This window comes from Blautia sp. AF19-10LB (assembly GCF_003461245.1).
GTDB lineage: Bacteria > Bacillota > Clostridia > Lachnospirales > Lachnospiraceae > Blautia_A > Blautia_A intestinihominis.
Window position 1 is genome coordinate 1 of the sequence record NZ_QTWS01000022.1, and the last position, 24,504, is coordinate 24,504.

A 24,504-nucleotide genomic window follows, 5' to 3' on the forward strand; every position below is an offset into this window, starting at 1 on the left:
TTCCCAAAATGCCCGCACACCGCCTTTGGATGAAAAGCGGCGCTTCTGGACGCGCGATAAATTTCTATCATACGGCCATATAAAATAACCGTTATAAAAACGGATATAACCTTTAGGCACAGACTCGCCAGGAGCGTTTCCAGTGCCAGTATAATCAGCTCTCCTATTTCCATTGATTCCATTGCTGTCTCCATCGAGGTAATTACCGAATCAATATTGATTGCCGTCTGCTGGTTGATAACACCTGCCGCCCGGTTCACTACATTCTGTCCAACATCAAAAATCGCCATTGTGATCGTAAAAGCATTGCTTACGAACCAGACTGCTATCCACATCTTGAAAAAATATTTGAAAAACATCCATGTATCTATATCATGCATGTTATTCTTTTCGGTGAGCATGGAAATCAGCTCATAGCACAACACAAAAGTTATGATCATTCCGGCAATCGGTACGATCACAGAATCCGACAGATTTTGGATCAAGCTGAAAATACTGCTGTTCCAGCCCTGGGGCGTTTGCCCAACCTGACTTGCGATGTCACCGGTTTTTTCATTCACATCGGTAAACATGTTCGTCAGGTTTGAGCTGACCATGCCTGTAAGGAGGTTACGCATCCATTCTTCTATGGACTCAAAAATCTTATCCATGCGTGTTCTCCTTTCCTACTGCCCCGGCTAAAACAAATTCGCCAGTAATGGTACAAGCTGTGTACCGATCAGAACGACACCTCCACCTGCCATAAGCTGCTTGATTCCCTGTGACTTGGCTCCGGGATTGTCATTTCCATATCCTTCCAGGAGATTGATAACTCCCCAAACTGCCAGACCAGCTCCGATTGCAACAACCAGAGTCTGTAAAATATTAATTGCGGATGTAAAAAACGCCATAATCTATGTTCTCCTTTCGTAACTGCTGTTTTCATTGTGATTTTTTAACGGTTACTACTCGGAGGGTTCCGCCCTGATGGGCGGTCTTTCATGCTTACGCATATCGCTACCTCCCAAAAGGGCATAAAAAAAAGAGCTATGTATGTTTTACGTTACATGCTCTGTGCCTTCATTTTCACTATTTGATTGTTTTTCCAGTTCACTGCCTTCATACACATAAAGGTCGAACGCTTCTTCCGGATTTAACCGGACTTCCATCTGATGTTTCATGTATTCTTCCACATGAAACTCATTCTTTTTATCATAATCGGATAACTGCTTATACCGTTTATGTTTTGTAATGTCAAATTTATCACTGTAAAACGGACGGACACCACGAAGCTGTAAAATACACTTGTTACCGTCCATGACTGCCAGTTCATCCCGGCTCATCAATTCTTTTCCTGTTTTCTGATAGTTCAGACCATAAGACCTGCTCTGTCCTCTTGTATCAGAAGTGTTATATAAATCAATGGTTTCCTTTCCAAGTGTCTCCGAAATTTCTTTCAGAGTGGTACTTTCTTTTCCACCAAGAAACAGCATGGTATCGCAGTTGCCTGTGATAGTTTCCGCTGCATCCTTGTAAATGGTCTTGAGCTGTGATTGTGACTGTAAAATAATGGATGCAGAAATCTCTCTGCTTCGGATCGTTGCGATCAGCTTATCGAACTTCGGAATCTGACCGATATTTGCGAACTCGTCACAGAGGATTCTCACATGATAGGGCAGTCTTCCATGATGAACATCATCGGCTCTGTCACATAACAGATTGAAAAGCTGACTGTACATCATAGCGACCACAAAGTTAAAAGTATCATCCGTATCAGAAATTACAATAAACAATGCAGTTCTTTGATCTCCGATCATATCCAGCTCCATCTCATCATAAGACATAAGCTCCCGCAGTTCCGCAATATCAAAGGGTGCGAGTCTGGCACCACAACTGATTAAAATACTTTTTGCTGTCTTTCCTGCAGCCAGCTTGTATTTTTTATACTGCCTTACTGCAAAATGATTCGGCTCGTCTCTTTCCAGCTCCTCAAATAACAGATCCACTGCATTTTTAAACTCTTCATCTTCTTCCCTGGTTTCACTGGCATTGATAAATTCCAGCAGGGTTGAAAAATTCTGTTCTTCCTCCGGTGCTTCATAGTAGATATAACCAATCAAAGCACAATACAGCAGACGTTCCGCTTTTGTCCAGAAATCCTCGGAAGATTTTTCTCCCTCTCCTTTGGTATTTACCATGATCGTATTTACCAGTTTCAGAATATCTTTTTCCGAACGAATGTAATGAAACGGATTATAGTGCATACTTTTGGCAAAGTTGATGGTATTCAGCACCTTGATTTTGTAAGGAGCCATTACCACTCTGCCATTTTTATCACGCAGGATTTTCCCATTTTTATCTTTCTTCGGTGTCCCTCGTGCTAACATCTTACCACATTCTACGATAATTGTCCCCTTGGGATCGGTGACCACAAAGCTCACATTATCCGGCATCTGCATAAGCTGTGGTTTTACATAAAATCTGGTCTTACCGCTTCCGGAACCACCTATTACGATGACATTCTTGTTTCTGGCATACTTTGGTTTCTTTGGTCTGCTATTCATGGTTAATCGTTCTGTCTGCGTCAATAGGATATTATTCTCAAAGACCGGATCAATAAAAGGAGCTATATCCTTTTCATTTCCCCATCTGGCAGAACCATATTCTTCACCCTGGCGAAACTTCTTTCCATTTTTTCCCTTAAAATACACCACTGCCCACACACTGACTGCAGCAATAGTTCCCGCAACCAGACTTTTCGGTTGTATACTTGGCAGTAACTTTTTAAACGCTAACGGATAGTTCATAAGGAGAACCATCAGCCTGTCCACTACTGTACTGCCCCTGCAATACTGATACAGCCAGGTGCATTTATTTACCACATAAAATACAACCATATACGGAATATGCAACAGAACCTTTTTTATCACTTCTGCATTCGGGGGACGCACCTGAAATCCTTTCAGTTTTTTCTTTATATTTTTTATCCCACTCATAAGGTCGGCTCCTTCTGTTTTTCTTTCGATTTTTCCCGTTCTCTCTGTTTATCCTGGCTGCGGGCTGCGATTGCCTGCTGTAATTTCTTACGGACAGACGGTTTCTTTGTTTTATTCAGCGTCTTTCCGGTAAATTCCCGGAATGCCGCTGTCATCACATCCACATCCCTTGCCTTGAAGAAAACGAAATATCGGGGTGGATCTTCGGACTTATCACGTTTCATACTAAAATCAATGCCATATTTTTTTGCCACTTTTTCAAAAGCCTTAATGTTGTTATCCGTAATCTCAATGTTGGAAAGCTGAACATTCTGCTGTGCCAGCTTCTTTAAACTCTGCTTCCCATGATAATCTTTATCTGGCGGTTCTTTTACCTGCTGTTTTCTTGCTTTCTCTGCTTTTTCTTTCTCTATTGCTACCAGAAAACGCATCATTGCCTGTTTCAATAAGCGAACTGTCACTTTTCCGCCAGTGATACACAGGGACACTGTTTTTTCATTCACTTCTTCCTGCATCAATCTGTTCCTTTCTATGGTTTTCCAACAGACGGTCTTCCTTTGCTCCTACCCGGATACAGCAGTACAGAACAAAGTTGACTGCTAATACCAGAAGAATCCCTGCAATAATCAATAACGTTCTCATTTTATACCCCTTTCATCATTCAAAAGGGCATCTATGACTTTGCTGCCCATAAATGCCCCTCCATTAACTTTTATTTTCTTTTTTTCGCAATCCAGACTGCTGATACACTGCCTGCCATACCTGCAATCGCAAGCAGAATCCAAATCAGCATGTGTGTATCATCTCCGGTTTTCGGTGTATCTGTTACCTGTGTAGACGGTGTTTCCGGCGTTGGTGTTTCTTCCGGTTTTACCTCATCTTTCATCACTACTTTCTGGATCTCCCCGGTATCCTCGACTGTAAATTTCACATCTTCAGCGACCAGATATCCATCAGGGGCAGACTCTTCACGAAGTGTATACTCCCCAATCGGAAGCATTTCTATGTAATGTGGTTTTTCCTCAGAAGTCCAGCTCTCTACTGTCTTACCGTCTTTGTCAAGAATAGTCAGTTTTGCTCCTGGCAGTTCCTTACCGGAAATATCTGTTTTAGAGATTTCTACCTTAGTCACATCATCTTTCATTTCGATTTTCTGTGGCTTTGCAGTATCTTCAACGGTAAACGTGATGCTTTCTGCTGTCACATAACCATCTGCCGGTTTTGTTTCTGTCAGAGTATATTTCTGTCCGACTACCAGCTCTTTGATGATATGAGCGTCTTTACCGGAAGTCCAGGAATCTACAACTTTACCGCTTTCATCAGTTACCTGTAACTTGGCTCCTTCCAGTTCTTTTCCGTCTGTCAGGGAAGTCTTGGTAATTTTGATTACAGTCGGCTCGTCCTCAAAGGTAAAAGCATAAGATATTTTTTCCTTTTCTGCACCTCCATACTCAAACGTGAACTCCTGTGTTTCATCTGTTGTTGCAAATCCAGATGCCGGTGATGTTTCTTTGATATAATACGCAAAACCAATCGGTAAATCTGCTGTAAAAGTCAGCTTGCCTTCTTTGTCTGTTGCCAGTTCCTCGATCATAGTATCTGCTTTCAGAATTACTTTTCCGTCTGCTCCTGTAATATCATCCTTGGCACAGAGGGCAAATACCGCCCCTTCCAGTACACGATCAGAATCTTTCTCTTTTTTCACAACTTCCACTTCTGCTTTCTGGCGGTTATTCTGCCAGTCAGCAGAATAAGTAACTTCTGCAGTATCCTGATCCCGGTATGTCAGATCAATCTCTCTCGCTTCATCATCCAGTACAAAACCGTCCACTGTAGCTTTTTCTTTTACATAGTATTTACCCAGCGGAAGTCCCGATACCTTTGCAATACCAGTATCGTCCGTTGTAATGGTTGCCACCAGTTCATCTTTTTTATAATAATCTTCACTTTCTTCGTCAGCAGACTTCACATCTTCTAAAGCATAAACTTCAAAAGTAACATCTTTCAGACTGCCTGTTACATACTGGAATAAATGTTTGATCCATCCTCCAACGGAATCCAGTGCAGTTACTTTATCCAGAAATTCTCCATTTTTATTGATGATAATCGTTCCTGTCGGCACATCATCTTTCATTTCAACTTTCTGGATTTCCCCGGTATCCTCAATCGTAAAGGTGATTTCTTCTGCTTTGAGGTATCCATAAGGAGCCATCTCTTCTCTGAGAGTATAGGTTTCCCCTACGGTAAGTCGTTCAATCAGATGCTGTTCGCCTTTTACAGATTTCCATGTATCAACTGCATTTCCATCTTTGTCCAGAACAGTAAGTGTCGCACCTGACAATTCCACGCCAGTAGTTAAATCAGACTTGGAAACTACAACCTTTGTAGGCTGGTTCTTAAATACAGAAGATAACTGTACTACCTTAACATCCTGTCCCTGATATTCTGCTTTTACTTCCAGAACTTCATCAGAAGATACATAACCATCTGGTGCTGCAAGTTCTTTGATATAATATTCACCAAATGGAAGATTCTGTGTAAATACAGCCTTTCCATCTTCTCCGGAAACAGCTTTTCCAAGCAGTGTGTCTGCTTTTACAATTACAGCTCCATGAGCTTTCATATCATTCTTTGCATAAAGTCCAAACTCTGCTCCTGCAACGGCTGCTTCTGTATCAGCATCCTGTTTTACCACAGAAATTTCTACTTTCTGACGGTCATTTTCAAAGATAGCTGTCTGTTCAATGACTGGTGTTTCCTGATCTTTGTAAGAAAAAGTAATGATCTGTGCTTCACTGTTTAAAACAAAGCCATCCGGTGCTGTCTTTTCAACAATCTTATAACTTCCAAGCGGCAGATTTTTCAGGACCGCTTTCCCATCTTTATCCGTTGTAACCGTTTTTACCAGTGTTCCAGCAGCATATTCCAGAATACGGTTTCCATTATCATCTTTCTGGAAATCTGCAGTATAGATGTCCTCGGCAGCGTAAATCTCAAACTCTGCCCCTTCCAGATTTTCTGTCTGATATGCAAAATCATCCTTGAATCCGTCCAGAACTTCGCCCTTTTTCACGATAGTCAGTTCACCCTTAACAGGATGGTTCTCATAAACTGCTTCAATGATCACATCCCCGGAAGTTCCGTCCATCTGGTATGCAGTATTGGAATCTACTGTTACCTCATAGTAATTTTCATTCAAAGTATATCCATAAGGTGCATTTACTTCCTCAATGCGATAATGTCCGATTTTAAGATTCTGCGGAAGAATCAAATATCCCTGCTCATCTGTAAAATAGGATTTATGTTTTACCGTAGTCGGATAAGTTGTTACCTGCTCCACATATTTCTCAGTGTCCATGTTGAAAATCTTGAACTCTGTATTCTTCTGAAGCACTGCCTTTTTCGTCTCATCATCCTGTTTGATGATTTTCAGTTTCGCTTCAAACTCGTCATCCAGAAGTACTCTCCATGTCTGTGGCTGGTTCGGGTTGTTCTCAGTGATACGCACTGTAAAATCATCTACCGGAGTGTAATTATGAGGTGTTGTGGTTTCACGCACAATATAAGTTCCATAAGGAATCGCAATACTGCAGGCATAACCTTTTTCATCTGTAAAGATTTCTGTTGCACCATTTTCTCCGATCACTACCGGTTTTGCAGAATCAAAATCATAGCTTCCATCCTCTTTTACTTTCAGGGAGGATGCCAGATAAGCAGTAAATCCTGCACCTTTCAGTAAGTCTGCGTCGGTTTTTCCATTGTTTGCTGCTTTGATAATCTGGAATGGCTGTTTCATCACCTGCTCCAGAGACAGACAGTCACGATTTACTTCTGCTACAAGGTCTCCCTCATAATTGCAGACCAGATCATGTTCTTCCTCATCTGCCAGATAACCGGTTGGAGGAGTGATCTCTTTCACATAATAATTGCCAAGATATAATCCATTCACAGAAGCCTGTCCATTCTTATCTGTGGTAAGAGTGGCAACCTGTTCTCCTGCTTTATAGATCACACCAGTAGCACCGTCCGGATGCACAATATCCTCACGAGCATACAGTCCATAAACTGCTTTTTCCAGAGTGGCATCCCCCTGTGGAACTGCTTTTTTGGTTTCTTTATCCTGCTTCTGCAGAGAAATCTTAGCTGTCACATGCTTATTTTTGAATGTATGCTTGAATGTCTGTTTTGCTTCCTTATCATTTGTATAAGAAAAAGTAAACGTATAAACATCGTCTGTGTTTCTCACATACCCCGCTGGAGCCTGCACTTCCTTCACATCATAAGAAAATCCAAGTGGCAGGTCTGCTGTAAACTTTGCTGTTCCGTCTGCTCCTGTTGTCGCTTTCTGGATCAGTGTCCCTTTCTTTACAATAACAGTTCCATCCACGTTGATAATGTCACTTGCAGCATAAAGTCCAAAGATTCCTCCATCCAGAGGATTTTCTGTATCTTCATCCTGTTTTGTTACCATTACTTCTACTTTCTGTCTGTCATTGGTAAAGGTTGTCTCAGAGAAAACAATATCCACATTCTGTCCTGCATAGGATAATGTTACTGTCTTTTCCTCTCCGGCATTATAGAATCCTGTCGGAGCCTGTTTCTCTTTTACGATATATGTACCAAGACACAGATTTTTAAGAACGGTAGCTCCGTTTGTATCTGTTGTCAGATTCTCTTTTACCAGATCACCCTTACTGTAAACTTTTGTACCATAAGCAGTTTTAATATCTGCTCCAGCATACACATCATAAACAGCACCACTCTGTCTGCGTTTCTCATACTTAAATGTTGTTCCATTTTCTGTTACATCTGCACCAACCAGAACCTCACCTTCTTTATAAACGGTAAGCTGTCCCATCTGTTCTTCATCTGGAACGGTAACGGTTGTGGTCTTGCTGACTTCCAGTTTCACATTGTAAGCTGTTGCATTGATACGGTATCCGCTTGGAGCTGTAATCTCTTTCAGATATACAGTATCCTGTGTCTTAGTGATCTGTACGGACGCTTCACCGTTTTCATCCGTCGCAGGTAACTGTGTGATCAGTTTTTTGCATTCTACATCACTGTATAATCCAAACACAGCACCAGACAACTTTGCGTCTGACTTGGCATCTTTCTTGATCACCTTAACACTTGCCTGCTGTACCCAGGATACTTTAAAATCTACATATTTCTCATCATCAACGCCTTCACCAAATACCAGAGCCAGATCCTGGTTTCCGGAACCTGTTGAAATCTTATAAGCTGAATAATCTTTGGTAATGCTTCCTTTCATGGTTGCAGACCAGCTTCCTGCCACATCACTCACCTGTGTTAATGGTGCAGACAGATAAAACTTTGTACCACCACAAATTTCTACGCTTTCTCCGGCTTTACTTGTTTTATCTGTTGTCAGGTTATGAAGCTGTACACCTGCCGGAAGTTTCATGGTAATGGTCTGTAACGCATCCGCATTAAATGTAATATCCTTTGTTCTCTGACTGTTACCATCCACATAGGCTTTTACATCTGCATCCGAAAAGGACATTGCCACATCTGGAATTTCCGGCTGTGAAATACAGTAATTATAGAGTTTCATTGCCAGATTCTGTGCTGTACTGTTTGCACCTGAAAAAGCATCCCCACTTCCATTTGCATAAGATGCTGCCAGGTGTACCAGAATAAATCTGGCTCCTGCACTTAAATTGCCGTATCCGTTTTCCTCTGTAAAAAATCCATCATCACCGGAAGCCTTTGTACCGTAATAGCACACTTTCGCAAGTGCTTTCCCATCACCAACTTTATTGATCGTATAGGTTCCACTTCCAGGCCCTGGTTTAGATGGCTGCACACAATATGCTGTGGCAGATACATTTCCAAATTTTACAGTATACTGGTAAGTCAGATATGTTCCATATCCGTAATCTGCATATCGGTATTCTGCTCCTCTGGTCACAGAAACCTGCTGTGAACTTCTGGCATTGCCTGCCGCAGCCATAAAGGTTACTGTTTCTCCGGCTTCCATTGCATACAGATTAATGCCATTACTCTCTGCCTGTTCCAGTACTTCTGAAACGGTTAATTCAGATTCCAAATCTGCTGTGCTTTCAGAATTTTGTGTTTCCCGGTGCGACTCCGAATCCTCCTCGCTCTGCTCCGTATCCCCAGTATCATCCTCAACATTCACTGTACTGTCCGAAGAACGCTCTGACTGCACTTCTGTTTCCGGTTCTTTCACTGTAATATTTCTGCTGATTCTATAAGCAGGATGACCGCTGACTGGTTCTACTGCATAGACAGCCTTGTAAGTATCCGGTGTATGTGTGTCAAAATCTGTACCAGTTTCATTCTTTGCTTCATAAAATAAAATCTTGATTTTGCTTTCATCTACACCTTCGATTCCAGACAGATCAACTTCTACATCAAATTCCTGCCCGTAAGAAAGTTCAATATCATTTGCCTTTACGATTTCATCCGGATCAAGGGAATCTTGAACGTCTTTTAATTCTGCATACTGTTGTTCAAATGGTATTTCTTCCGGTTCTAATTCAGAAGCCGAAACTGCTACTGGCTGAATAATGACAGAAGCCAGTGTTGCGACTGCCATAAATCCGGACAAGAATCTTTTGAATCTCATTTTCATTTTGACTGAATCCTCTCTTTCTTCTATTATCTGCTCTGTTTTCATACAGGCTCACACCTGCATTATTCAATCATTGGAACCACCTCCCACATCTTATTGCTGATACAGAAATAACTCTGATAACAGCACATTCATATGGCAGTGCCTTTTTTGAAACACCGCCACATGGTATCTGCTGTCATCCTGTAAAACAGGAATGACACTCAGGTAAAGTTCAGGATCAAGCATTAAGCCGCAAGAGGTAATTCGTAATAGTTCCTGCAAAGGGTGCCTCCCATCTGTATCCCTTCACGTTTTCACCGGATTCCCGCCGCAAAAATGCGTAGCTGAAAAATTCCGGGTATCCTCTCGCTGCTGGTATGAAATTGTCAAGGTGCAATTTTTAAGGGGTTTTATCTTCTTGAATTGCAAATAGACATTTGCCCCTTCACTAACTGCATGTGTGAAAGGGCAAAAATTAACCTGTTTGAAAAATTTTTTAGATATTTTTATTTCAACATTGTTTTATGTGTTTTCCAGTTGTTCTTTTAATTTCTCCAATACTTTCTTCCTCCGGTTTCTAATCGTCTTTGGGCAGCACCCAAAATACTGTGCTGTTTCTTTTACTGTAAATTCTTCAAAAAACAATAGCGTTATCAGTTCCGCATCCTCTTTAGTCAAATATCCCAGAGCTTTTTCCAGTTCCTGTATTTCTGACAATCTGATAACGATTTCTTCCGGTGATACTACCGAAAAAGAGCAGTCATAGCCTTTTTCCTGTAATTCCTCCATGCTGCATACCCCATGCCTCTGCATTTTTTCAACCTGATATCGCTCTTTTCTTCCAGCCTGATACCAGGCCAGATATACTGCCCTGGTAACTTCCACAAATGTATCATTTATACGCAACATATAGCGTTGTCTTTCTTTTGGCTTTTTACCAGGCATACTTCCAGTCTCCTTTTTTCAATGTTCTGGCAGAGTCATCCGAATTATTCCGCATTTTCTGCATTGCCTGTGAAATACACTTTGATACTGCCGGAACTGTAATACCCAGTTCATGCGAGACTTCTTTTTGTGTTTTCTGCTGAAAATAAATACGATGGATCATCTGTCTCTGTCTCTCTGTCAGCAGATTCATCAACTCCCTGACTGTTTCCTCTGCAATGATTCTTTCAAGCAGACATTGTCCTTTATCTGCCAATTCACACCATTCTTCGGAAATACAGCTATACGAAATGCAATTATTATGTTCTCGTGTTTCCCTGTTTCTCCACAGCCGGTCTTCGCCTTCTAATATCAGCCTTACATACCAGGGTTGATCATCAAAAAAATTCTCCTCAACAACTGCTATTTTTCTTTCTGCTTCATACACATAATCTCGACAGGTAAATAGCGGAAAAACCGTTGCATAGTCCCCCACACAATAGAGAACATATCCGGTCTGATATGCGATAATTTCCGCACAATCCATCAACCTCTGCTTCGCAACTGCTACATCGTTTTCTCTTAAATATTTAGCGGACGGAACCTTTCTTCTTTCTTCCCTGTTACTTACAACCTGTTTCAATTCCTGCAACGTCAGCATAATTACCACCTTTCTGCCTGCTGGCAACAGGTGCCCATCGGCAGAAAGGATAGGATTCTTACTGATCAACTGACAAAAAGGGCAGTAAAAAACAGCTTCCGGTACACCCGTTTTTTTTAACGAGAGCCTGAAACTTTCTTACTGCCCTTTCTAATAGTTACAATATTCTCTACTTTATTTTCCGTCTGATGCCAGGATCAGACTTCTTGGCATTTCTTTCTGCTTTTATGTTCTTTTCATTTTCCATCAAAACAGAATAGTCTCCCATTGCATCATAAGGACACTGCCTCCGATAAAGCAAATTTTCTTCCCTTGTCATCCATCCTATCTCCCTTCTTTATCTCTCTGTTTTCCATTTTAACAACACAGGATTCTATTATCCTTAGCATATATGGGGAGTTTTTTTATTTTGCACCCCATATATGGTGAAATTTCACCTGTACTCATTAAAACTGTCTATCAGAGAATCTATGGTCTGCATGATAATTTTCTGCTCTTTCCATTCCATCTTCTGAATACGGCAAAGCACTTCCTGAACTGATTCCTGCTTCTCTGTACCGCCTCCCTCTTTTCCCAGCAGGAGATTGGCATCCGTTTCCAATATCTCAATTATCTTCCTGAAAATCTCAACAGACATTGCCGTTTGCCCACCTTCAATCCTGCTGACCGTATTGACACTGATACCTGCTTTTTCCGCAAAAGATTCCTGTGACAACTTCATTTCCTGTCTGCGTTTTCTGATCCGTTCTCCCAATTCAATAAGTTCTGTGGAAATTGCACGATTGCTCAATACGGTGTCTCCTTTCCTGCAATTTGTCCCAACTTTACGCCATTGTGTCGCAAAGTTTCCCGAAAAAAAGCAGCTAATTTTTGTCTTAGCTGCTTTTCAAAAAATCTATTTCATTTTATTCTCGGTATTTTATGTATCCCTGTAATCAGAAAAACGCAGAGATAAATGATCGCCTGTCCAATCATTGCCAGAAGAACGATGCTTCCGATCAATCCTCCAATCAGAAAATTCATCATCCATACTGCCAGCATTCCTCCGAGGTCAAAACCTCTTGGAACCATCCAGACACACATTTTTCCTATTCCAAACGGTATCCCCATCAGGAGTAACAGCAAGAAATAATTGCACTTCCCATCCTGGATACAAAACGGTCTTAATACTGCAAACAATACCGTAATCACCAGCACTGGTGCTATCACTTTTTTAATCATCTTCTTCATGTTCCCTTATCCTCCATACATATCGTGATTAACTTCTGCCTGATAATAACTGTTTATCGTTGCCGGGGCATTATACAGGGCGGTCAGAAGATACGCTTTAATATTCCCAACCTTGGTCGTATTCCGGTTCAGACAGAACAGCACATATTCGATATGCGAATAATTCAGTTTCATAAACCTGCTTTTTACCAAAGCAACTGGTTTTTCTACTCCTGCAATGCGAATCATACTGTCCTCCGGCATCATCATAACTTCAACTATCAGTTCTACCAGTTCATCTACATCTTCCTTTGCATGATATTGATAATCAATGTTTTCATGGATCACTTCACGATATGCTCTCATCTCCTCCATCACATCTTTTTTCTTTTGGAAATTATCTGATGTGATTGGATAAGATTGATTTATCTCAGTTTCATTAATATCAGTCTTGTTAATATCAGTATTATTAGATTGTGATTTCGGGCATTCTGGATTTGTGATTTCCACTATTCCGGAATGATGATTTTCACTATTTTGGAATTGTGATTCTGGAAATTCTGGATTTGTGGTTTCCACCATTCTTGAATTGTGATTTTCACTATTCTGGAATTGTGATTCCCCATAATCCTGAATTGTGGTTTTCACTACTCCTGAATGATGATTTTCACAATTCAGAGAAATGCCTGTTTTCCCCTTGTTTTCTGCTTCTTGTTGCAAATCTGCACATTCCTCATGTCTTTTCTGTTTCGATTGCAAATCTGCAATTTTTTTATGATCTTCCTGCTCAGATTGCAGATCTGCACAATTACCTGTCGGCTTTTGATCTGGAACCTCTCTGATCATAAAATTTTTCACATAAATAACATTCGGTTTTCCCAGTCCCAGACGTTTCTTCTCTATCAATCCAATCCCATTACTGCTGTCCAGCTCTTTTACCAGTTTCACTGCCTTTTGAGTTCCGCAGTTCATCAACTCTGCAATTTCTTCCACAGTGAAAATAATGTATACTCTGTCCTCTGAATCCAGCCATCTGTTCTTAATGCTCAGGCTCATACGGTCTAGCATCAGACCGTATAATACCTTTGCTTCACAAGAAAGAGTTTTAAAGCATGGTTCGGTAAACAGCACTTTAGGGACACGATAAAAGCTGTATTGTTCCGCTTCCATCCCCGTAAAATAATCAAACTGTATCTTCTGCATCTGCTACTCCTTCTTTGTTTTCTTTCCATTTATCCAAAAGCATAAAAATGACTTCTTCTATCTGTTCTTTAGAATATGTCTCCGGAAAATAATTTCCAATTTTCTTTGCCGGAATCGTCACATTGATCTTACTGCTTTCCTTTTTTAATAAAACAGCATAGATATAACTCTGGTTTAATTTTCCATTTGCACTGCATTCTTTTAACTGTTCTGCCTGTTGTTTTGTCGGAAAAATGCTGCTGTTGGTAATCACTTCCAGAAGCCACCCCTGTTCCTCTGGCTTCAGATAAGACAGCTTTTCTCCCACAATCATAGGAATTTTATTATTGTCCACATATTCCAGCAAAGCATCTGATAATGCCGCCAGACGGATATACCTCTGTACGGTTCTCCCACTGTCCCCGGCAGCTTCCCCAACCATATCTGCTGTATATTTCTCACCTTTACTTCCCTGATGCTTCATTGCATCATATTTCATCTTATAGGCATGAGCTTTCTCACTTGGCAGTAGATTTTCACGCTGAATGTTGGAATCGACCATAATAATGACCGCTTCATCATCCGTATAATTTCGGACAAGAGCTGGCAATGTAGTCTTTCCACACAGTTCACAGCCTCTTTTTCTTCTATGCCCGGAAATCATCTCATATCCGCCATCTGGTCGAGGTCTTACCAGCGCAGGAGTCAAAACACCGTATGTTTTAATGCTCTCTACGGTTTCTGCCATTTTTTCATCATCATTTACATGGAACGGATGATTTTTAAAGGGATAAAGCTTTGCCAGATCTATTTCCACAACCTGGTTCATACTCTTTTCCGGTGTTTCCTCTAATCCCAGTAATTCATCATAAGAGGTAAGCTGAATATCTTTTTTCGGTCTACGCATGTTTCAACACCTCCTGAACCAGTTCCAGATAGCTGTCTGCCCCCTTGCTTTTTCCATCATAGGCAAAGATACTTACACCCTCCGATGCTGTTTCTGCAAGGCTTTCTGTTCTCGGAATCGTCTGCTCAAAAATCTTAATGTCACTTCCGTATGTAGTTTTGATTGCCTGTTTGTTTCTCTTGGCATTATTGTAACGGCAATTATCCATTGTGAATAAAATGCCTTCTATCTGTAAATCTGGATTAAATCTCTGATGGATTCCTTTTACCACTTTCAGTAATTCCATAAGTCCATCCGCCGCATAATATTGTGGCTGTACCGGTATCAGAACACTGTCCGCTGCACTTAATGCATTGATTGTCAGCATCCCCAATGATGGCATACAGTCAATCAGAATATAATCATATTCATCCTTCAGCAGTTCCAGATACTCTTTCAGTACTTTTTCCCTATCCTCAACAGTAAATAAGGACATATCCATTCCGGCAAGCAATTTATTGGACGGAATCAGATCCATCCCTTCTTCATGGTGCAAGACTGCTTCCTTTGGATCAAACTCCAGTCCCATGATGATATTTTCCATCATACTCTTTAAAGTCACTTTGAGATTTTTGGGAAATCCCAGTCCCATTGTCAGATGTCCCTGTGGATCTGCATCTACCAGCACTACTTTTTTCCCATTCTTTGTCAGTCCGGCTCCCAGATTGATGGTTGTCGTTGTTTTGGCTACTCCGCCCTTCTGATTTGCAATAGCAATTACTTTACACATATACTTTCCTCCGATTTACTGTTTTTCTTCTACTTCTACATAAACACGAAAATATTTACTTGTTCCTTTATTTGCATAAGCATCAGATACTTCCAGGACATCCAATTCTTTATGCTTTTCCAAAATACGACGAAACCATTGAATATCCTTTAAAGTACCCTGTAATCTAATTTTCAGCATACATATCCTCCCAGTCTTTGTAAAAACAATACTCTGGATAACGGATTTTAATGGCTTCCCAAAAATACCGGGCATATCCGCAGCAAAACAGATCTTCTACGGTATAATACTGACACTCTTTTAACTGATCTTCCTCTGCCTCATAATCTCCGACACTTGGTGTTCCATTACAGTAAAGGTTAAATGCCATACGGACAATCCGTAAACTTCCACTAGTCTGCCATCCTTCCAGCAGGCATTCCGTTTTTACACATCCAGTTTTAAAATTATAGATTTTATTCACATTATTTCTTGTGTCTCTGTCGATACCCAGGCAATAAACCAAAGCCCGATGGTAGACATCCTGATATCTGCATTTTTTCAGATATTCCTCATAAAATTTTTCGTGTTCCCTGCTCTTGAAAGTAATTGTGCGAGAATTGCTATTCTCTGCTCTTAACGCTGTGTTTGTCATTTTCATTTTCCTCCTGAATTTTTAATATTTTGGTATAAAAAGACACTCCATTTCTGGAATGCCCCATAAAAAATAGGGACACCCGCTTTTAACAAGTATCCCTATAATCTATCAAATATCTGATAGTCCACTATTCACTTTCATATTCAGGATTTTTTGTGTTCCCCGTACCGAGGTCTAAGGCAACCACAACGGTGACTCTCTGCACAAGCAACTTTTCCTTGTGATTTTCACCGATTTTGTTGAAACTGAAAAACTCTACAAAGTGCGTAAATTCAAGGATTTCTAGATATCTTTCCTTTGTAGTCCCACCACAGTTTCCACATGCACCGTCTGAGGGAATTGATCTACCCCACATACTTTCTTCAACTCATATCCATTATCGCACAAAAATCTCAGATCCCGCGCGAGTGTCGCGCTGTCGCAGCTTACGTAGACGACACGTTTTGGCTGCATCTTGAGGATGGTCTTGAGCAGCATTTCATCGCAGCCTTTGCGTGGCGGGTCGACTACGATCACGTCTGCGTAGACACCGTTTTTCTCGTATTCTCTCGGCAGGACTTCTTCTGCTTTTCCGACGAAGAATTCCACGTTTTCAATATTGTTGATCTGTGCATTTCGTTTTGCATCATCGATCGCTGCCGGGACGATTTCTACGCCTCGGACGAATTTGGCTTGCTGAGCGAGGAAAAGGGAGATCGTTCCGATTCCGCAGTACAGATCCCAGACGGTCTCTTCTCCATGAAGGTCTGCATATTCCAGTGCCTTAGAATACAGTTTCCAGGTCTGTTTCGGGTTTACCTGGAAGAAAGAAAGCGGTGAGATCTCGTAAGAAATATCCCCGATCTTATCTGTGATATATTCCTGTCCCCAGATTGTTTTGACCTTGTCTCCAAGGATCACGTTGCTTCGTTTCTTGTTGATGTTCAAGGAAATGCTGGCCATTCCCGGGATCTCACGCAATTTCTCGATCAGTTCTTTCTGATGCGGAAGATCCTGTCCATTGATGATCAGACAGACCATTAGCTCCCCTGTAAAAAATCCATAACGCACAAAAATATGACGCACCAGTCCCTTGCCTGTCATCTCATCGTAAGGAGCGATGCCATACTTCTCCATATGCGCGATCACAATATCCAGGATTTCCTTGTTCTGCGGGATTCCCAGCGCACAGTCACGGTTCTCGATGATCGCATGGGTGCGTCCTGCATAAAATCCGGTGATGATCCTGCCTTCTTTGTTCCGTCCAACCGGGAACTGTGCCTTGTTTCGATAATGATAAGGCTCGTCCATACCGATCATTGGCTCCATCGGAAGGTCGCGGAATCCACCGATCCGCTCCAGATGACCGCGGAGTTTCTTTTCTTTAAAAACTTTCTGTTCTTCATAAGATACCGCCTGAAGCTGGCATCCGCCACACTGACGGGCTGACGGACACACCGGCTCTACGCGGTATGGAGATGGTTTCAGGATCTCCATCAGACGTCCGTATCCGTAGTTCTTTTTTGCCTTCATGATCTTGGCTGTAACAATATCTCCAATCACTGCGTCCTTTACAAAAACAGTGAAGCCATCAGCTTTGCCAATGCCTTCACCGTCTGTTCCGCAGTCCACGATTTCTAACGTAACAATGTCATTTTTACGATATTCCATGGAATCATACGTCTCCTGTTCTTCTCAGATTTGATTCAAAAAGCCTGTTGTATCCAAGCCATTCTTTCTTGCCTTTGTCCGCTGCAAAGATCTCTGTCAGAGTCTCCATGCGGGCATCTGTGTTGTCTGCGAGATTCAGTGCTACTGCCTCTGCAAGTGCCGGTTTCTTCGGAGAACCGTATTCCAGTTCGCCGTGATGTGCCAGGATGCAGTGTACCAGCTGATTTTCCAGTGTTTCCGGGAAATCCGGGATCTCTTTTGCCAGATCATGCACCATCTGGGCACCGATGATGATATGTCCCAGAAGCTGTCCTTCATCTGTATAATCATTCATCGGGAAGGAAGAAAGTTCCTTTGTCTTGCCGACATCATGAAGCAGCGATGCTGTGATCAGAAGGTCTCTCTTGAGAAGCGGATAAGCATTTGCCATATAGTCACAGAGCTTTGTAACGCTTAAGGTGTGCTCCATCAGTCCTCCGATAAAACCATGATGCACGGTCTTTGCCGCGGAATGCTCCTGGAAAGATTTCAGGAATTCCTTGTCTTCTACAAAAAGTTTATTCAGAAGTGCGGACAGGTATTCGTTCTTCACGCTCTTGATCATGCCAATGATCTGTCCGTACATATCGTCTGTGCTGTTCTCGCTGACTGGAAGATAATCTGCCGGGTTGTATTCTCCTTCATGTGCCTTGCGGACTCTCTTGATATTTAACTGCATGGCACCTGCAAAAGTTGTCACATCTCCGACAACTTCAATATAATCCAGTGCGTCAAAATCATCGATCCCAAGTGAATTCGGGTCCCAGATTTTGCCGTCCAGCATGCCTGTCTTGTCCTGAAGAATCACGTTTTCGTATGGTTTGCCGTTCTTTGTTGTTGCTGCCTGTTTCTGTTTACAGAGATAGATCCCGTTGAGTCTGTCTCCTTCGTGTAATTCGTTTATAAAACGCATGATACTCTTGCCTTTCTATTTTTCCTTTATTGTAACTTTCAGTTGTACATCTTCGTATTCGCCGAATGGATTCTTGCGGTATACATTGACTGTCGTGCGTGTTCCCTTATTCAGCCCCTGGAGTACAGACGCATATTCTTCCATCGACTGTACTTCCTGCCCGTCCAGGGCATGCAGGATGTCTCCGTTCTGGATCCCTGCTGTCATTGCCGGAGAATCCTCATCCACTGCATCCACATAAACGCCCCGCGGAACATCCAGATTCTCAGACTGGTAGGATGAGATCGTCGCTCCCATGATCCCTATGTAACAGATATCTTCTCCATTTGCCATGCTCTCAAGAAGCGGCCGAAGCTGTGCTGTCTCCACCGCACGGATCACATTGGTACGGTCTTCTTCCTGATTCCAGATGATTCCTGCAACTTCACCGGAAGAGTTTAATAAAATCCCTCCGCCTTCCTCACTGCCGACCATATCTGTCGTGAGCATTCCATACTCCTCATCAGCAACCTTAAGTGTACCTGTCACAGACGTTATCGTTCCTCCCATAAGAGAATCATAATCACCTGACGGACTGCCGATCGCAATAACGGACTCTGTCTGCTTCATATCATCTGCTGCCACCAGCGGCGCTGCCGGGATTTTCTCCTGCGTCTCCTCATCCACAGACGTAAAAGGGACCTTTATCACAAAAAATCCTGTCCTGAGATCCTTCTTGCACAGAATCCCATCGGTCACGGCTCCATCCGAAAATGTGACCGTAAATTTATCTGCTTCCTGCATCTGGTCTGAAACTGTCAATATATAAAAAGCTTCGGAATTTTTGAGAAAAACAAATCCCTCCTCATCTCCGTATTCCAGAAAGGAATCATCCAGAAGGTCAGAATCCTCTCCTGCTGCCGATATCCGCACAAGTGCCCTGCGCGGTTCCTCCGCGATCTGGCTCATTCCATCTGACAGGTCGTTCTGCCAGGCGGTGGAAGCCGATGTTTTCTCCTGCTCTGTTGCTTCCGGTGTCGGCGTTACCTGCTCTGCCTTTACAGATGGTGTCAGAGTGACAACTGCTTTCTGATCCGGGGCAGTTCCAAATCTCTCCAGTGCCTTCGGAACGATCAGTGCCATCGTACCCGCTGCACAGGCGCCAAAGATCACACCGCAGACTGCTGCCGTCAGAAATTTCCCCGCCAGTCGTTTCCTGTCCGTCGGCTGCTCTTTGATCGTCTCTTTTATAAAAGAATAATTCTCCGAAGATGCTTTCTTATCATTCCGCATATAGCTTTTTCTCCTATAATTCAAACCTGACAATTCGTGTTTATTTTAGCAGGAAGTTATGAATTTTTTATGAATAAAATCCGTCTAATTTTTATCATGTTTTTCCGTCATAATGCCTTATTTTTACTGCCCCATTCATAACAAATCGAACATTTGTCTTTTCATTCCAGTGGAAATCATGTAGAATAGAAAAGAATAAAAGAATTATTATAAATAACGAGGAACTATTATGAATCAAAAAGCATTAAATGCACTGGAATATCCCAAAATCATAGAGAAACTTACCGAAAAAGCATCTTCCGGTATGGGCAAGCATCTCTGCCGAACTCTGGAGCCATCCACTGACCTTGAAGTAATCCGTACCATGCAGGTACAGACACGCGATGCACTGACACGCCTTTTTCAAAAGGGCGGCATCTCCTTTGGAAATGTCAAGGACATCCGTGGCTCTCTGAAACGTCTTGAGATCGGAAGTTCTCTTGGTATCCTGGAAATCCTGGCCGTCTGTAACCTTCTTGAGAATACTTCCCGTGTCAAAGCCTACTCCCGCCGGGACCGTGCTGATACACCGGAGGATTCTCTTGACCATATGTTTGAGGGACTTTCCCCTCTCACACCGCTCTCTACGGAGATCCGCCGCTGTATCCTTTCCGAAGATGAGATCAGTGACGATGCAAGCCCGAACCTGCGCCAGATCAGACGCAGCATGAAAGTGACCAATGACCGGATCCACTCTCAGCTTTCCGGGCTGGTAAACGGCGGTGCAAGGACTTACCTTCAGGATGCTGTCATCACCATGAGAAACGGCAGATACTGTGTCCCTGTCAAAGCTGAATATAAGGGACAGGTGCCTGGTATGATCCACGACCAGTCTTCCACCGGTTCCACACTTTTTATCGAACCAATGTCTGTTGTAAAACTGAACAACGACATGCGTGAACTTGAGCTTCAGGAACAGAAAGAGATCGAAGTCATCCTTGCCGACCTCAGCGTACAGATCGCAGCAGAACGTGAGGCTATCTCCCTCAATCTTGAGATCATGGTACAGCTTGACTTTATTTTTGCAAGAGCTGCACTTGCCATGGAGATGAATGCAAGTGAACCGATCTTTAACGACGAAGGCCGCATCAACCTCAAGAAAGCCCGCCACCCGCTGATCAACAAGAAAAAAGTTGTTCCGATCGATATCCGTCTTGGAGATACGTTTGATCTTCTTGTCATCACCGGTCCAAACACCGGTGGTAAGACCGTTTCCCTCAAGACGGTCGGACTCCTTACTCTGATGGGACAGTCCGGGCTTCATATCCCGACTCTGGACCGCAGTGAACTGGCTCTTTTTCATGAGGTGTACGCAGATATCGGAGATGAGCAGAGTATTGAGCAGTCCTTAAGTACCTTCTCCTCCCATATGACAAATATCGTTTCCTTCCTCGAAAAAGCAGATCAGTATTCCCTCGTTCTGTTTGATGAGCTCTGTTCCGGAACTGACCCGACAGAGGGTGCCGCACTTGCGATCTCCATCCTCTCCTATCTTCATGACAGAGGAATCCGCACCATGGCTACCACTCATTACAGTGAGCTCAAAGTATTTGCGCTCTCTTCCTCCGGTGTCGAGAATGCAAGCTGCGAATTCGATGTAGAAACCCTGAGCCCGACTTATCGTCTTCTGATCGGTATCCCTGGTAAGAGTAATGCATTTGCGATTTCTTCCAAGCTCGGTGTTCCGGCATCCATCATCGAGAAAGCCAGAGAACAGATCAACGAGCAGGATGAATCTTTTGAGGATGTGCTGACTTCTCTCGAAGAAAGCCGTATCACGATTGAGAACGAGCGCACTGAGATCGCACAGTACAAACTCGAGATCGAAGACCTTAAGAAACAGCTTGAATCCAAACAGGAAAAACTGGATGTACAGAAAGACCGCATCATCCGCCAGGCCAACGAAGAAGCTCACAAGGTTCTCCAGGAAGCCAAGGATTATGCCGATCAGACGATGAAGCTTTTCCATAAATTCCATAATGATTACGTGGATACTGCCGCAGTTGAGCGTGAACGCCAGCAGCTCCGCAAGCGTCTCAACAAGACCGAACAGAAAATGGCACAGCCTGTCACCAAAAAGAAACCAAAGAAAGAACTCACCGCCAAGGATGTACGTCCTGGCGATACCGTACGGGTACTCAGCATGAACCTTAAAGGCACAATCAGCACCCGCCCGGATTCCAAGGGTTATCTGTTCGTCCAGATGGGCATCATCCGTTCCAAAGTCCATATTTCCGACCTGGAACTGATCGACGAACCGGTGATCACCACCTCTTCCTTCTCCCGTACAGGAGCAGGCAAGATTCGTATGTCCAAATCTGCCAGCGTTTCCACTGAGATCAATCTTCTCGGCAAAACTGTAGATGAGGCTGTCGCAGAACTCGACAAATATCTGGACGATGCTTATCTTGCTCATCTCAAGACGGTCCGCATCGTCCACGGCAAGGGAACCGGTGCCTTACGAAAAGGTGTCCACAACTATCTCAAACGCCAGAAACATGTTGAATCCTACCGTCTCGGTGAATTCGGCGAAGGTGATGCCGGCGTAACGATCGTAGAATTCAAGAAATAGGGAAAGGCGAATACTATGGTAACAAAACAGAAAATCTTAATCGTAGATGATGACAACAATATTGCAGAACTGATTTCTTTATACCTTACAAAAGAATGTTTTGAAACCAGAATTGTAAATGACGGAGAACAGGCTCTTAAGGAATTCTCTGTCTTCCAGCCGGATCTGATTCTTCTTGACCTGATGCTGCCAGGTATCGACGGCTATCAGGTCTGCCGGGAAATCCGCCATACTTCTGATGTGCCGATCATCATGCTCTCTGCCAAAGGAGAAACCTTCGATAAGGTACTCGGTCTGGAGCTCGGTGCAGATGACTACATCATCAAACCATTTGACACAAAGGAGCTCGTTGCCCGCGTTCGCGCAGTCCTGCGCCGTTTCAAGGTCAAACAGCCAGCGGCAAACCCGTCAGAAAAATGTGTCAGCTACCCGGATCTCATGATCAATCTAACCAACTATTCTGTCACTTATATGGGAAATCATGTCGATATGCCGCCGAAGGAACTGGAACTTCTCTATTTCCTCGCAGCATCCCCGAACCAGGTGTTTACCAGAGAGCAGCTTCTCGACCATATCTGGGGCTATGAATACATCGGCGATACCCGTACCGTTGACGTTCATATCAAGCGTCTTCGTGAGAAGATCAAAGACCACCCGCAGTGGAGCCTCGCAACTGTCTGGGGCATAGGATACAAGTTTGAGGTCAAAAACAAATGAAAAAACGACTGACCTCCATGTTTCTTGTTGCCTATATCCTGCTTGGCATTCTGGGATTTTTCCTGGTAACCTTTGCAGGCTCCCATATGCTCGAGGCAAGACTCGAAAAGTCCATTACTTCGGACATATACCAGACAGCCCATCGTATCGCAGAAAGTGATCTTGTCAGTCATAACATCACTTCTGCCAACATGGAATCTATCCGCAGCAATCTGTCTCTGGCAACCAACTATCCGGATACGATCATCTGGATCATCAACAGTAACGGACAGATCATCTTAAGCACACGCAAGGATATTTCACCGGACAATCCCATTGATCTGGAGGGATTTAATCCGGCCTCCTGGGGCAGCAACTATTATCAGATCGGGGACTTTTATGGATATTTTTCAGAAACGCGGCTGAGCACGATCGCACCGATCACAGAAAACCTCAACACCCGCGGTTATGTGGCGATCCACTATCTGATGAGTGACCTGTACCAGAGCCGCAGCAGCCTGCTCTGGATCATCCAGCTTCTGTTTGTGGTCACTTATCTGCTGGTCGCTGTATTGTTTATCTTTTATAGTTTCCATGTACGGAAACCGCTCCATGAGATCACAAAGGGAGCCTCCGAATTTGCAAACGGAAATCTGTCCTATCAGATCCCGGTCGACTCCGAAAATGAACTCGGCTACCTTGCCAAAAACTTAAACTACATGGCAGACAAGCTCAACCGGAACGGCGAATATCAGCGGCAGTTTATTTCAAACATCTCGCATGATTTCCGCTCTCCTCTGACTTCGATCAAAGGTTATGTGGAGGCTATGATCGACGGCACCATCCCGGTTGAGATGCAGGAAAAATACCTCAAGATCATCTCCTACGAGGCAGAGCGTCTGGAAAAACTTACCCGCGGACTTCTGACACTCAACGAACTGGACATCCAGAAGCGTATGCTCAACATCCAGTCGTTCGATATCAACCAGGTCATCAAAAGCACTGCTGCTTCTTTTGAGGGTACCTGCACGACGCGGCAGATCCTTCTGGAACTGGTCTTATCAGGCAAGGAACTCTATGCCCGTGCAGACGTCGAACAGATCCAGCAGGTACTGTATAATCTTCTCAGCAACGCGATCAAGTTCAGCCCGGATCATTCCACGATCACGATCGAAACGACGGAGAAAAACGACAAGATCTTTGTTTCCGTCAAGGACCATGGCATCGGGATCCCGAAATCCAGCATCAACAAGATCTGGGAACGTTTCTATAAGATCGACCGCTCCCGCGGCAAAGACCAGAAAGGCACCGGTCTCGGACTGGCGATCGTCAAAGAGATCATTTCCGCTCACGGGCAGCACATCAATGTGATCAGCACCGAGGGCGTCGGAACAGAATTTATCTTTACGCTCGAAAAGGCAAAGTAGATTTCTCTACCTTGCCTTTTTGTTATCT

Annotated in this window: 22 protein-coding genes; 3 read left to right on the forward strand and 19 right to left on the reverse strand. The window is 43.2% G+C overall.

Going from position 1 to position 24,504, the window contains the following annotated elements; genetic code table 11:
• From DWX28_RS12400 to DWX28_RS12475, 19 genes are all read right to left on the reverse strand, one after another.
• On the reverse strand, nucleotides 1–650 hold a 650-nt coding region (locus DWX28_RS12400; RefSeq protein WP_118252868.1), incomplete at its 3' end, for a VirB6/TrbL-like conjugal transfer protein, CD1112 family.
• Nucleotides 651–677: 27 nt separating this feature from the next.
• Nucleotides 678–890: a Maff2 family mobile element protein gene (locus tag DWX28_RS12405; protein WP_005421639.1), complete on the reverse strand. Its 213-nt coding sequence runs from the start codon at nucleotides 888–890 to the stop codon at nucleotides 678–680.
• A gap of 147 nt (nucleotides 891–1,037) precedes the next feature.
• Nucleotides 1,038–2,975 (reverse strand): VirD4-like conjugal transfer protein, CD1115 family, encoded by a 1,938-nt coding sequence (locus DWX28_RS12410; RefSeq protein WP_117440225.1) that lies wholly within the window; start codon nucleotides 2,973–2,975, stop codon nucleotides 1,038–1,040.
• Nucleotides 2,972–3,490, reverse strand: coding sequence for a PcfB family protein (locus tag DWX28_RS12415; protein WP_118252869.1), 519 nt, complete (start codon nucleotides 3,488–3,490; stop codon nucleotides 2,972–2,974). Before DWX28_RS12415 ends, DWX28_RS12410 begins: the two co-directional genes overlap by 4 nt.
• Nucleotides 3,471–3,617, reverse strand: a complete 147-nt coding sequence (locus tag DWX28_RS19560) for a hypothetical protein (RefSeq protein ID WP_002594282.1) — start codon at nucleotides 3,615–3,617, stop codon at nucleotides 3,471–3,473. Before DWX28_RS19560 ends, DWX28_RS12415 begins: the two co-directional genes overlap by 20 nt.
• Before the next feature lie 70 nt (nucleotides 3,618–3,687).
• Nucleotides 3,688–9,597, reverse strand: coding sequence for a SpaA isopeptide-forming pilin-related protein (locus tag DWX28_RS12420; RefSeq protein WP_118252895.1), 5,910 nt, complete (start codon nucleotides 9,595–9,597; stop codon nucleotides 3,688–3,690).
• Between the two features lie 504 nt (nucleotides 9,598–10,101).
• Nucleotides 10,102–10,524, reverse strand: a complete 423-nt coding sequence (locus DWX28_RS12425; RefSeq protein WP_117440223.1) for an RNA polymerase sigma factor — start codon at nucleotides 10,522–10,524, stop codon at nucleotides 10,102–10,104.
• On the reverse strand, nucleotides 10,514–11,164 hold the full coding sequence (locus DWX28_RS12430; protein WP_117440222.1) for a sigma factor-like helix-turn-helix DNA-binding protein: 651 nt from the start codon (nucleotides 11,162–11,164) through the stop codon (nucleotides 10,514–10,516). The genes DWX28_RS12425 and DWX28_RS12430 overlap by 11 nt, the downstream gene beginning before the upstream one ends.
• 169 nt (nucleotides 11,165–11,333) lie before the next feature.
• On the reverse strand, nucleotides 11,334–11,483 hold the full coding sequence (locus DWX28_RS19565) for a hypothetical protein (RefSeq protein ID WP_015543441.1): 150 nt from the start codon (nucleotides 11,481–11,483) through the stop codon (nucleotides 11,334–11,336).
• Between the two features lie 114 nt (nucleotides 11,484–11,597).
• The gene (locus DWX28_RS12435) at nucleotides 11,598–11,954 is read right to left on the reverse strand and encodes a helix-turn-helix domain-containing protein (RefSeq protein ID WP_117440221.1); all 357 of its coding nucleotides are present in this window, start codon (nucleotides 11,952–11,954) and stop codon (nucleotides 11,598–11,600) included.
• 110 nt (nucleotides 11,955–12,064) lie between these two features.
• Nucleotides 12,065–12,394, reverse strand: a complete 330-nt coding sequence (locus DWX28_RS12440) for a DUF6050 family protein (RefSeq protein ID WP_117440220.1) — start codon at nucleotides 12,392–12,394, stop codon at nucleotides 12,065–12,067.
• A gap of 6 nt (nucleotides 12,395–12,400) precedes the next feature.
• Nucleotides 12,401–13,576 (reverse strand): DUF6017 domain-containing protein, encoded by a 1,176-nt coding sequence (locus tag DWX28_RS12445; RefSeq protein WP_117440219.1) that lies wholly within the window; start codon nucleotides 13,574–13,576, stop codon nucleotides 12,401–12,403.
• Nucleotides 13,557–14,462: a ParB/RepB/Spo0J family partition protein gene (locus tag DWX28_RS12450; protein WP_002594290.1), complete on the reverse strand. Its 906-nt coding sequence runs from the start codon at nucleotides 14,460–14,462 to the stop codon at nucleotides 13,557–13,559. The genes DWX28_RS12445 and DWX28_RS12450 overlap by 20 nt, the downstream gene beginning before the upstream one ends.
• Nucleotides 14,455–15,231 carry a ParA family protein gene (locus tag DWX28_RS12455; protein ID WP_117440218.1) on the reverse strand — a complete coding sequence of 259 codons (777 nt, stop codon included), beginning with the start codon at nucleotides 15,229–15,231 and terminating at the stop codon, nucleotides 14,455–14,457. The genes DWX28_RS12450 and DWX28_RS12455 overlap by 8 nt, the downstream gene beginning before the upstream one ends.
• Before the next feature lie 15 nt (nucleotides 15,232–15,246).
• Nucleotides 15,247–15,411, reverse strand: coding sequence for a hypothetical protein (locus tag DWX28_RS19570; RefSeq protein WP_004612805.1), 165 nt, complete (start codon nucleotides 15,409–15,411; stop codon nucleotides 15,247–15,249).
• Nucleotides 15,398–15,865 carry a DUF6075 family protein gene (locus DWX28_RS12460; RefSeq protein WP_096241087.1) on the reverse strand — a complete coding sequence of 156 codons (468 nt, stop codon included), beginning with the start codon at nucleotides 15,863–15,865 and terminating at the stop codon, nucleotides 15,398–15,400. The genes DWX28_RS19570 and DWX28_RS12460 overlap by 14 nt, the downstream gene beginning before the upstream one ends.
• A gap of 285 nt (nucleotides 15,866–16,150) precedes the next feature.
• Nucleotides 16,151–17,518: a 23S rRNA (uracil(1939)-C(5))-methyltransferase RlmD gene (gene rlmD, locus DWX28_RS12465; RefSeq protein WP_022215224.1), complete on the reverse strand. Its 1,368-nt coding sequence runs from the start codon at nucleotides 17,516–17,518 to the stop codon at nucleotides 16,151–16,153.
• A 4-nt stretch (nucleotides 17,519–17,522) separates the two neighbouring features.
• Nucleotides 17,523–18,470: a 3'-5' exoribonuclease YhaM family protein gene (locus DWX28_RS12470; RefSeq protein WP_118252870.1), complete on the reverse strand. Its 948-nt coding sequence runs from the start codon at nucleotides 18,468–18,470 to the stop codon at nucleotides 17,523–17,525.
• A gap of 15 nt (nucleotides 18,471–18,485) precedes the next feature.
• Nucleotides 18,486–19,742 carry a S1C family serine protease gene (locus DWX28_RS12475; RefSeq protein WP_118252871.1) on the reverse strand — a complete coding sequence of 419 codons (1,257 nt, stop codon included), beginning with the start codon at nucleotides 19,740–19,742 and terminating at the stop codon, nucleotides 18,486–18,488.
• A 229-nt stretch (nucleotides 19,743–19,971) separates the two neighbouring features.
• On the opposite strand from DWX28_RS12475, the gene DWX28_RS12480 reads away from it, so the two are divergent.
• Genes DWX28_RS12480 through DWX28_RS12490 form a run of 3 tightly spaced genes read left to right on the forward strand, consistent with a single transcriptional unit; the run spans nucleotide 19,972 to nucleotide 24,476 of the window.
• On the forward strand, nucleotides 19,972–22,353 hold the full coding sequence (locus DWX28_RS12480) for an endonuclease MutS2 (protein WP_118252872.1): 2,382 nt from the start codon (nucleotides 19,972–19,974) through the stop codon (nucleotides 22,351–22,353).
• 15 nt (nucleotides 22,354–22,368) lie between these two features.
• Nucleotides 22,369–23,070, forward strand: coding sequence for a response regulator transcription factor (locus tag DWX28_RS12485; RefSeq protein ID WP_022215228.1), 702 nt, complete (start codon nucleotides 22,369–22,371; stop codon nucleotides 23,068–23,070).
• Complete coding sequence (locus DWX28_RS12490) at nucleotides 23,067–24,476, forward strand: sensor histidine kinase (protein ID WP_118252873.1); 1,410 nt, start codon at nucleotides 23,067–23,069, stop codon at nucleotides 24,474–24,476. The genes DWX28_RS12485 and DWX28_RS12490 overlap by 4 nt, the downstream gene beginning before the upstream one ends.
• Nucleotides 24,477–24,504: the final 28 nt, after the last annotated feature.

Excerpts from the sequence above, each read along its gene's own strand:
- DWX28_RS19570 (WP_004612805.1), bottom strand. The coding sequence starts at position 15,411 with ATGCTGAAAATTAGATTACAGGGTACTTTAAAGGATATTCAATGGTTT.
- DWX28_RS12490 (WP_118252873.1), top strand. The coding sequence starts at position 23,067 with ATGAAAAAACGACTGACCTCCATGTTTCTTGTTGCCTATATCCTGCTT.
- DWX28_RS12460 (WP_096241087.1), bottom strand. The coding sequence starts at position 15,865 with ATGACAAACACAGCGTTAAGAGCAGAGAATAGCAATTCTCGCACAATT.
- DWX28_RS12425 (WP_117440223.1), bottom strand. The coding sequence starts at position 10,524 with ATGCCTGGTAAAAAGCCAAAAGAAAGACAACGCTATATGTTGCGTATA.
- DWX28_RS12450 (WP_002594290.1), bottom strand. The coding sequence starts at position 14,462 with ATGCGTAGACCGAAAAAAGATATTCAGCTTACCTCTTATGATGAATTA.
- DWX28_RS12480 (WP_118252872.1), top strand. The coding sequence starts at position 19,972 with ATGAATCAAAAAGCATTAAATGCACTGGAATATCCCAAAATCATAGAG.
- rlmD (WP_022215224.1), bottom strand. The coding sequence starts at position 17,518 with ATGGAATATCGTAAAAATGACATTGTTACGTTAGAAATCGTGGACTGC.
- DWX28_RS12445 (WP_117440219.1), bottom strand. The coding sequence starts at position 13,576 with ATGCAGAAGATACAGTTTGATTATTTTACGGGGATGGAAGCGGAACAA.
- DWX28_RS19565 (WP_015543441.1), bottom strand. The coding sequence starts at position 11,483 with ATGACAAGGGAAGAAAATTTGCTTTATCGGAGGCAGTGTCCTTATGAT.
- DWX28_RS12470 (WP_118252870.1), bottom strand. The coding sequence starts at position 18,470 with ATGCGTTTTATAAACGAATTACACGAAGGAGACAGACTCAACGGGATC.
- DWX28_RS12475 (WP_118252871.1), bottom strand. The coding sequence starts at position 19,742 with ATGCGGAATGATAAGAAAGCATCTTCGGAGAATTATTCTTTTATAAAA.
- DWX28_RS12405 (WP_005421639.1), bottom strand. The coding sequence starts at position 890 with ATGGCGTTTTTTACATCCGCAATTAATATTTTACAGACTCTGGTTGTT.
- DWX28_RS12420 (WP_118252895.1), bottom strand. The coding sequence starts at position 9,597 with ATGAAAATGAGATTCAAAAGATTCTTGTCCGGATTTATGGCAGTCGCA.
- DWX28_RS12440 (WP_117440220.1), bottom strand. The coding sequence starts at position 12,394 with ATGAAGAAGATGATTAAAAAAGTGATAGCACCAGTGCTGGTGATTACG.
- DWX28_RS12410 (WP_117440225.1), bottom strand. The coding sequence starts at position 2,975 with ATGAGTGGGATAAAAAATATAAAGAAAAAACTGAAAGGATTTCAGGTG.
- DWX28_RS12430 (WP_117440222.1), bottom strand. The coding sequence starts at position 11,164 with ATGCTGACGTTGCAGGAATTGAAACAGGTTGTAAGTAACAGGGAAGAA.
- DWX28_RS12415 (WP_118252869.1), bottom strand. The coding sequence starts at position 3,490 with ATGCAGGAAGAAGTGAATGAAAAAACAGTGTCCCTGTGTATCACTGGC.
- DWX28_RS12485 (WP_022215228.1), top strand. The coding sequence starts at position 22,369 with ATGGTAACAAAACAGAAAATCTTAATCGTAGATGATGACAACAATATT.
- DWX28_RS12455 (WP_117440218.1), bottom strand. The coding sequence starts at position 15,231 with ATGTGTAAAGTAATTGCTATTGCAAATCAGAAGGGCGGAGTAGCCAAA.
- DWX28_RS19560 (WP_002594282.1), bottom strand. The coding sequence starts at position 3,617 with ATGAGAACGTTATTGATTATTGCAGGGATTCTTCTGGTATTAGCAGTC.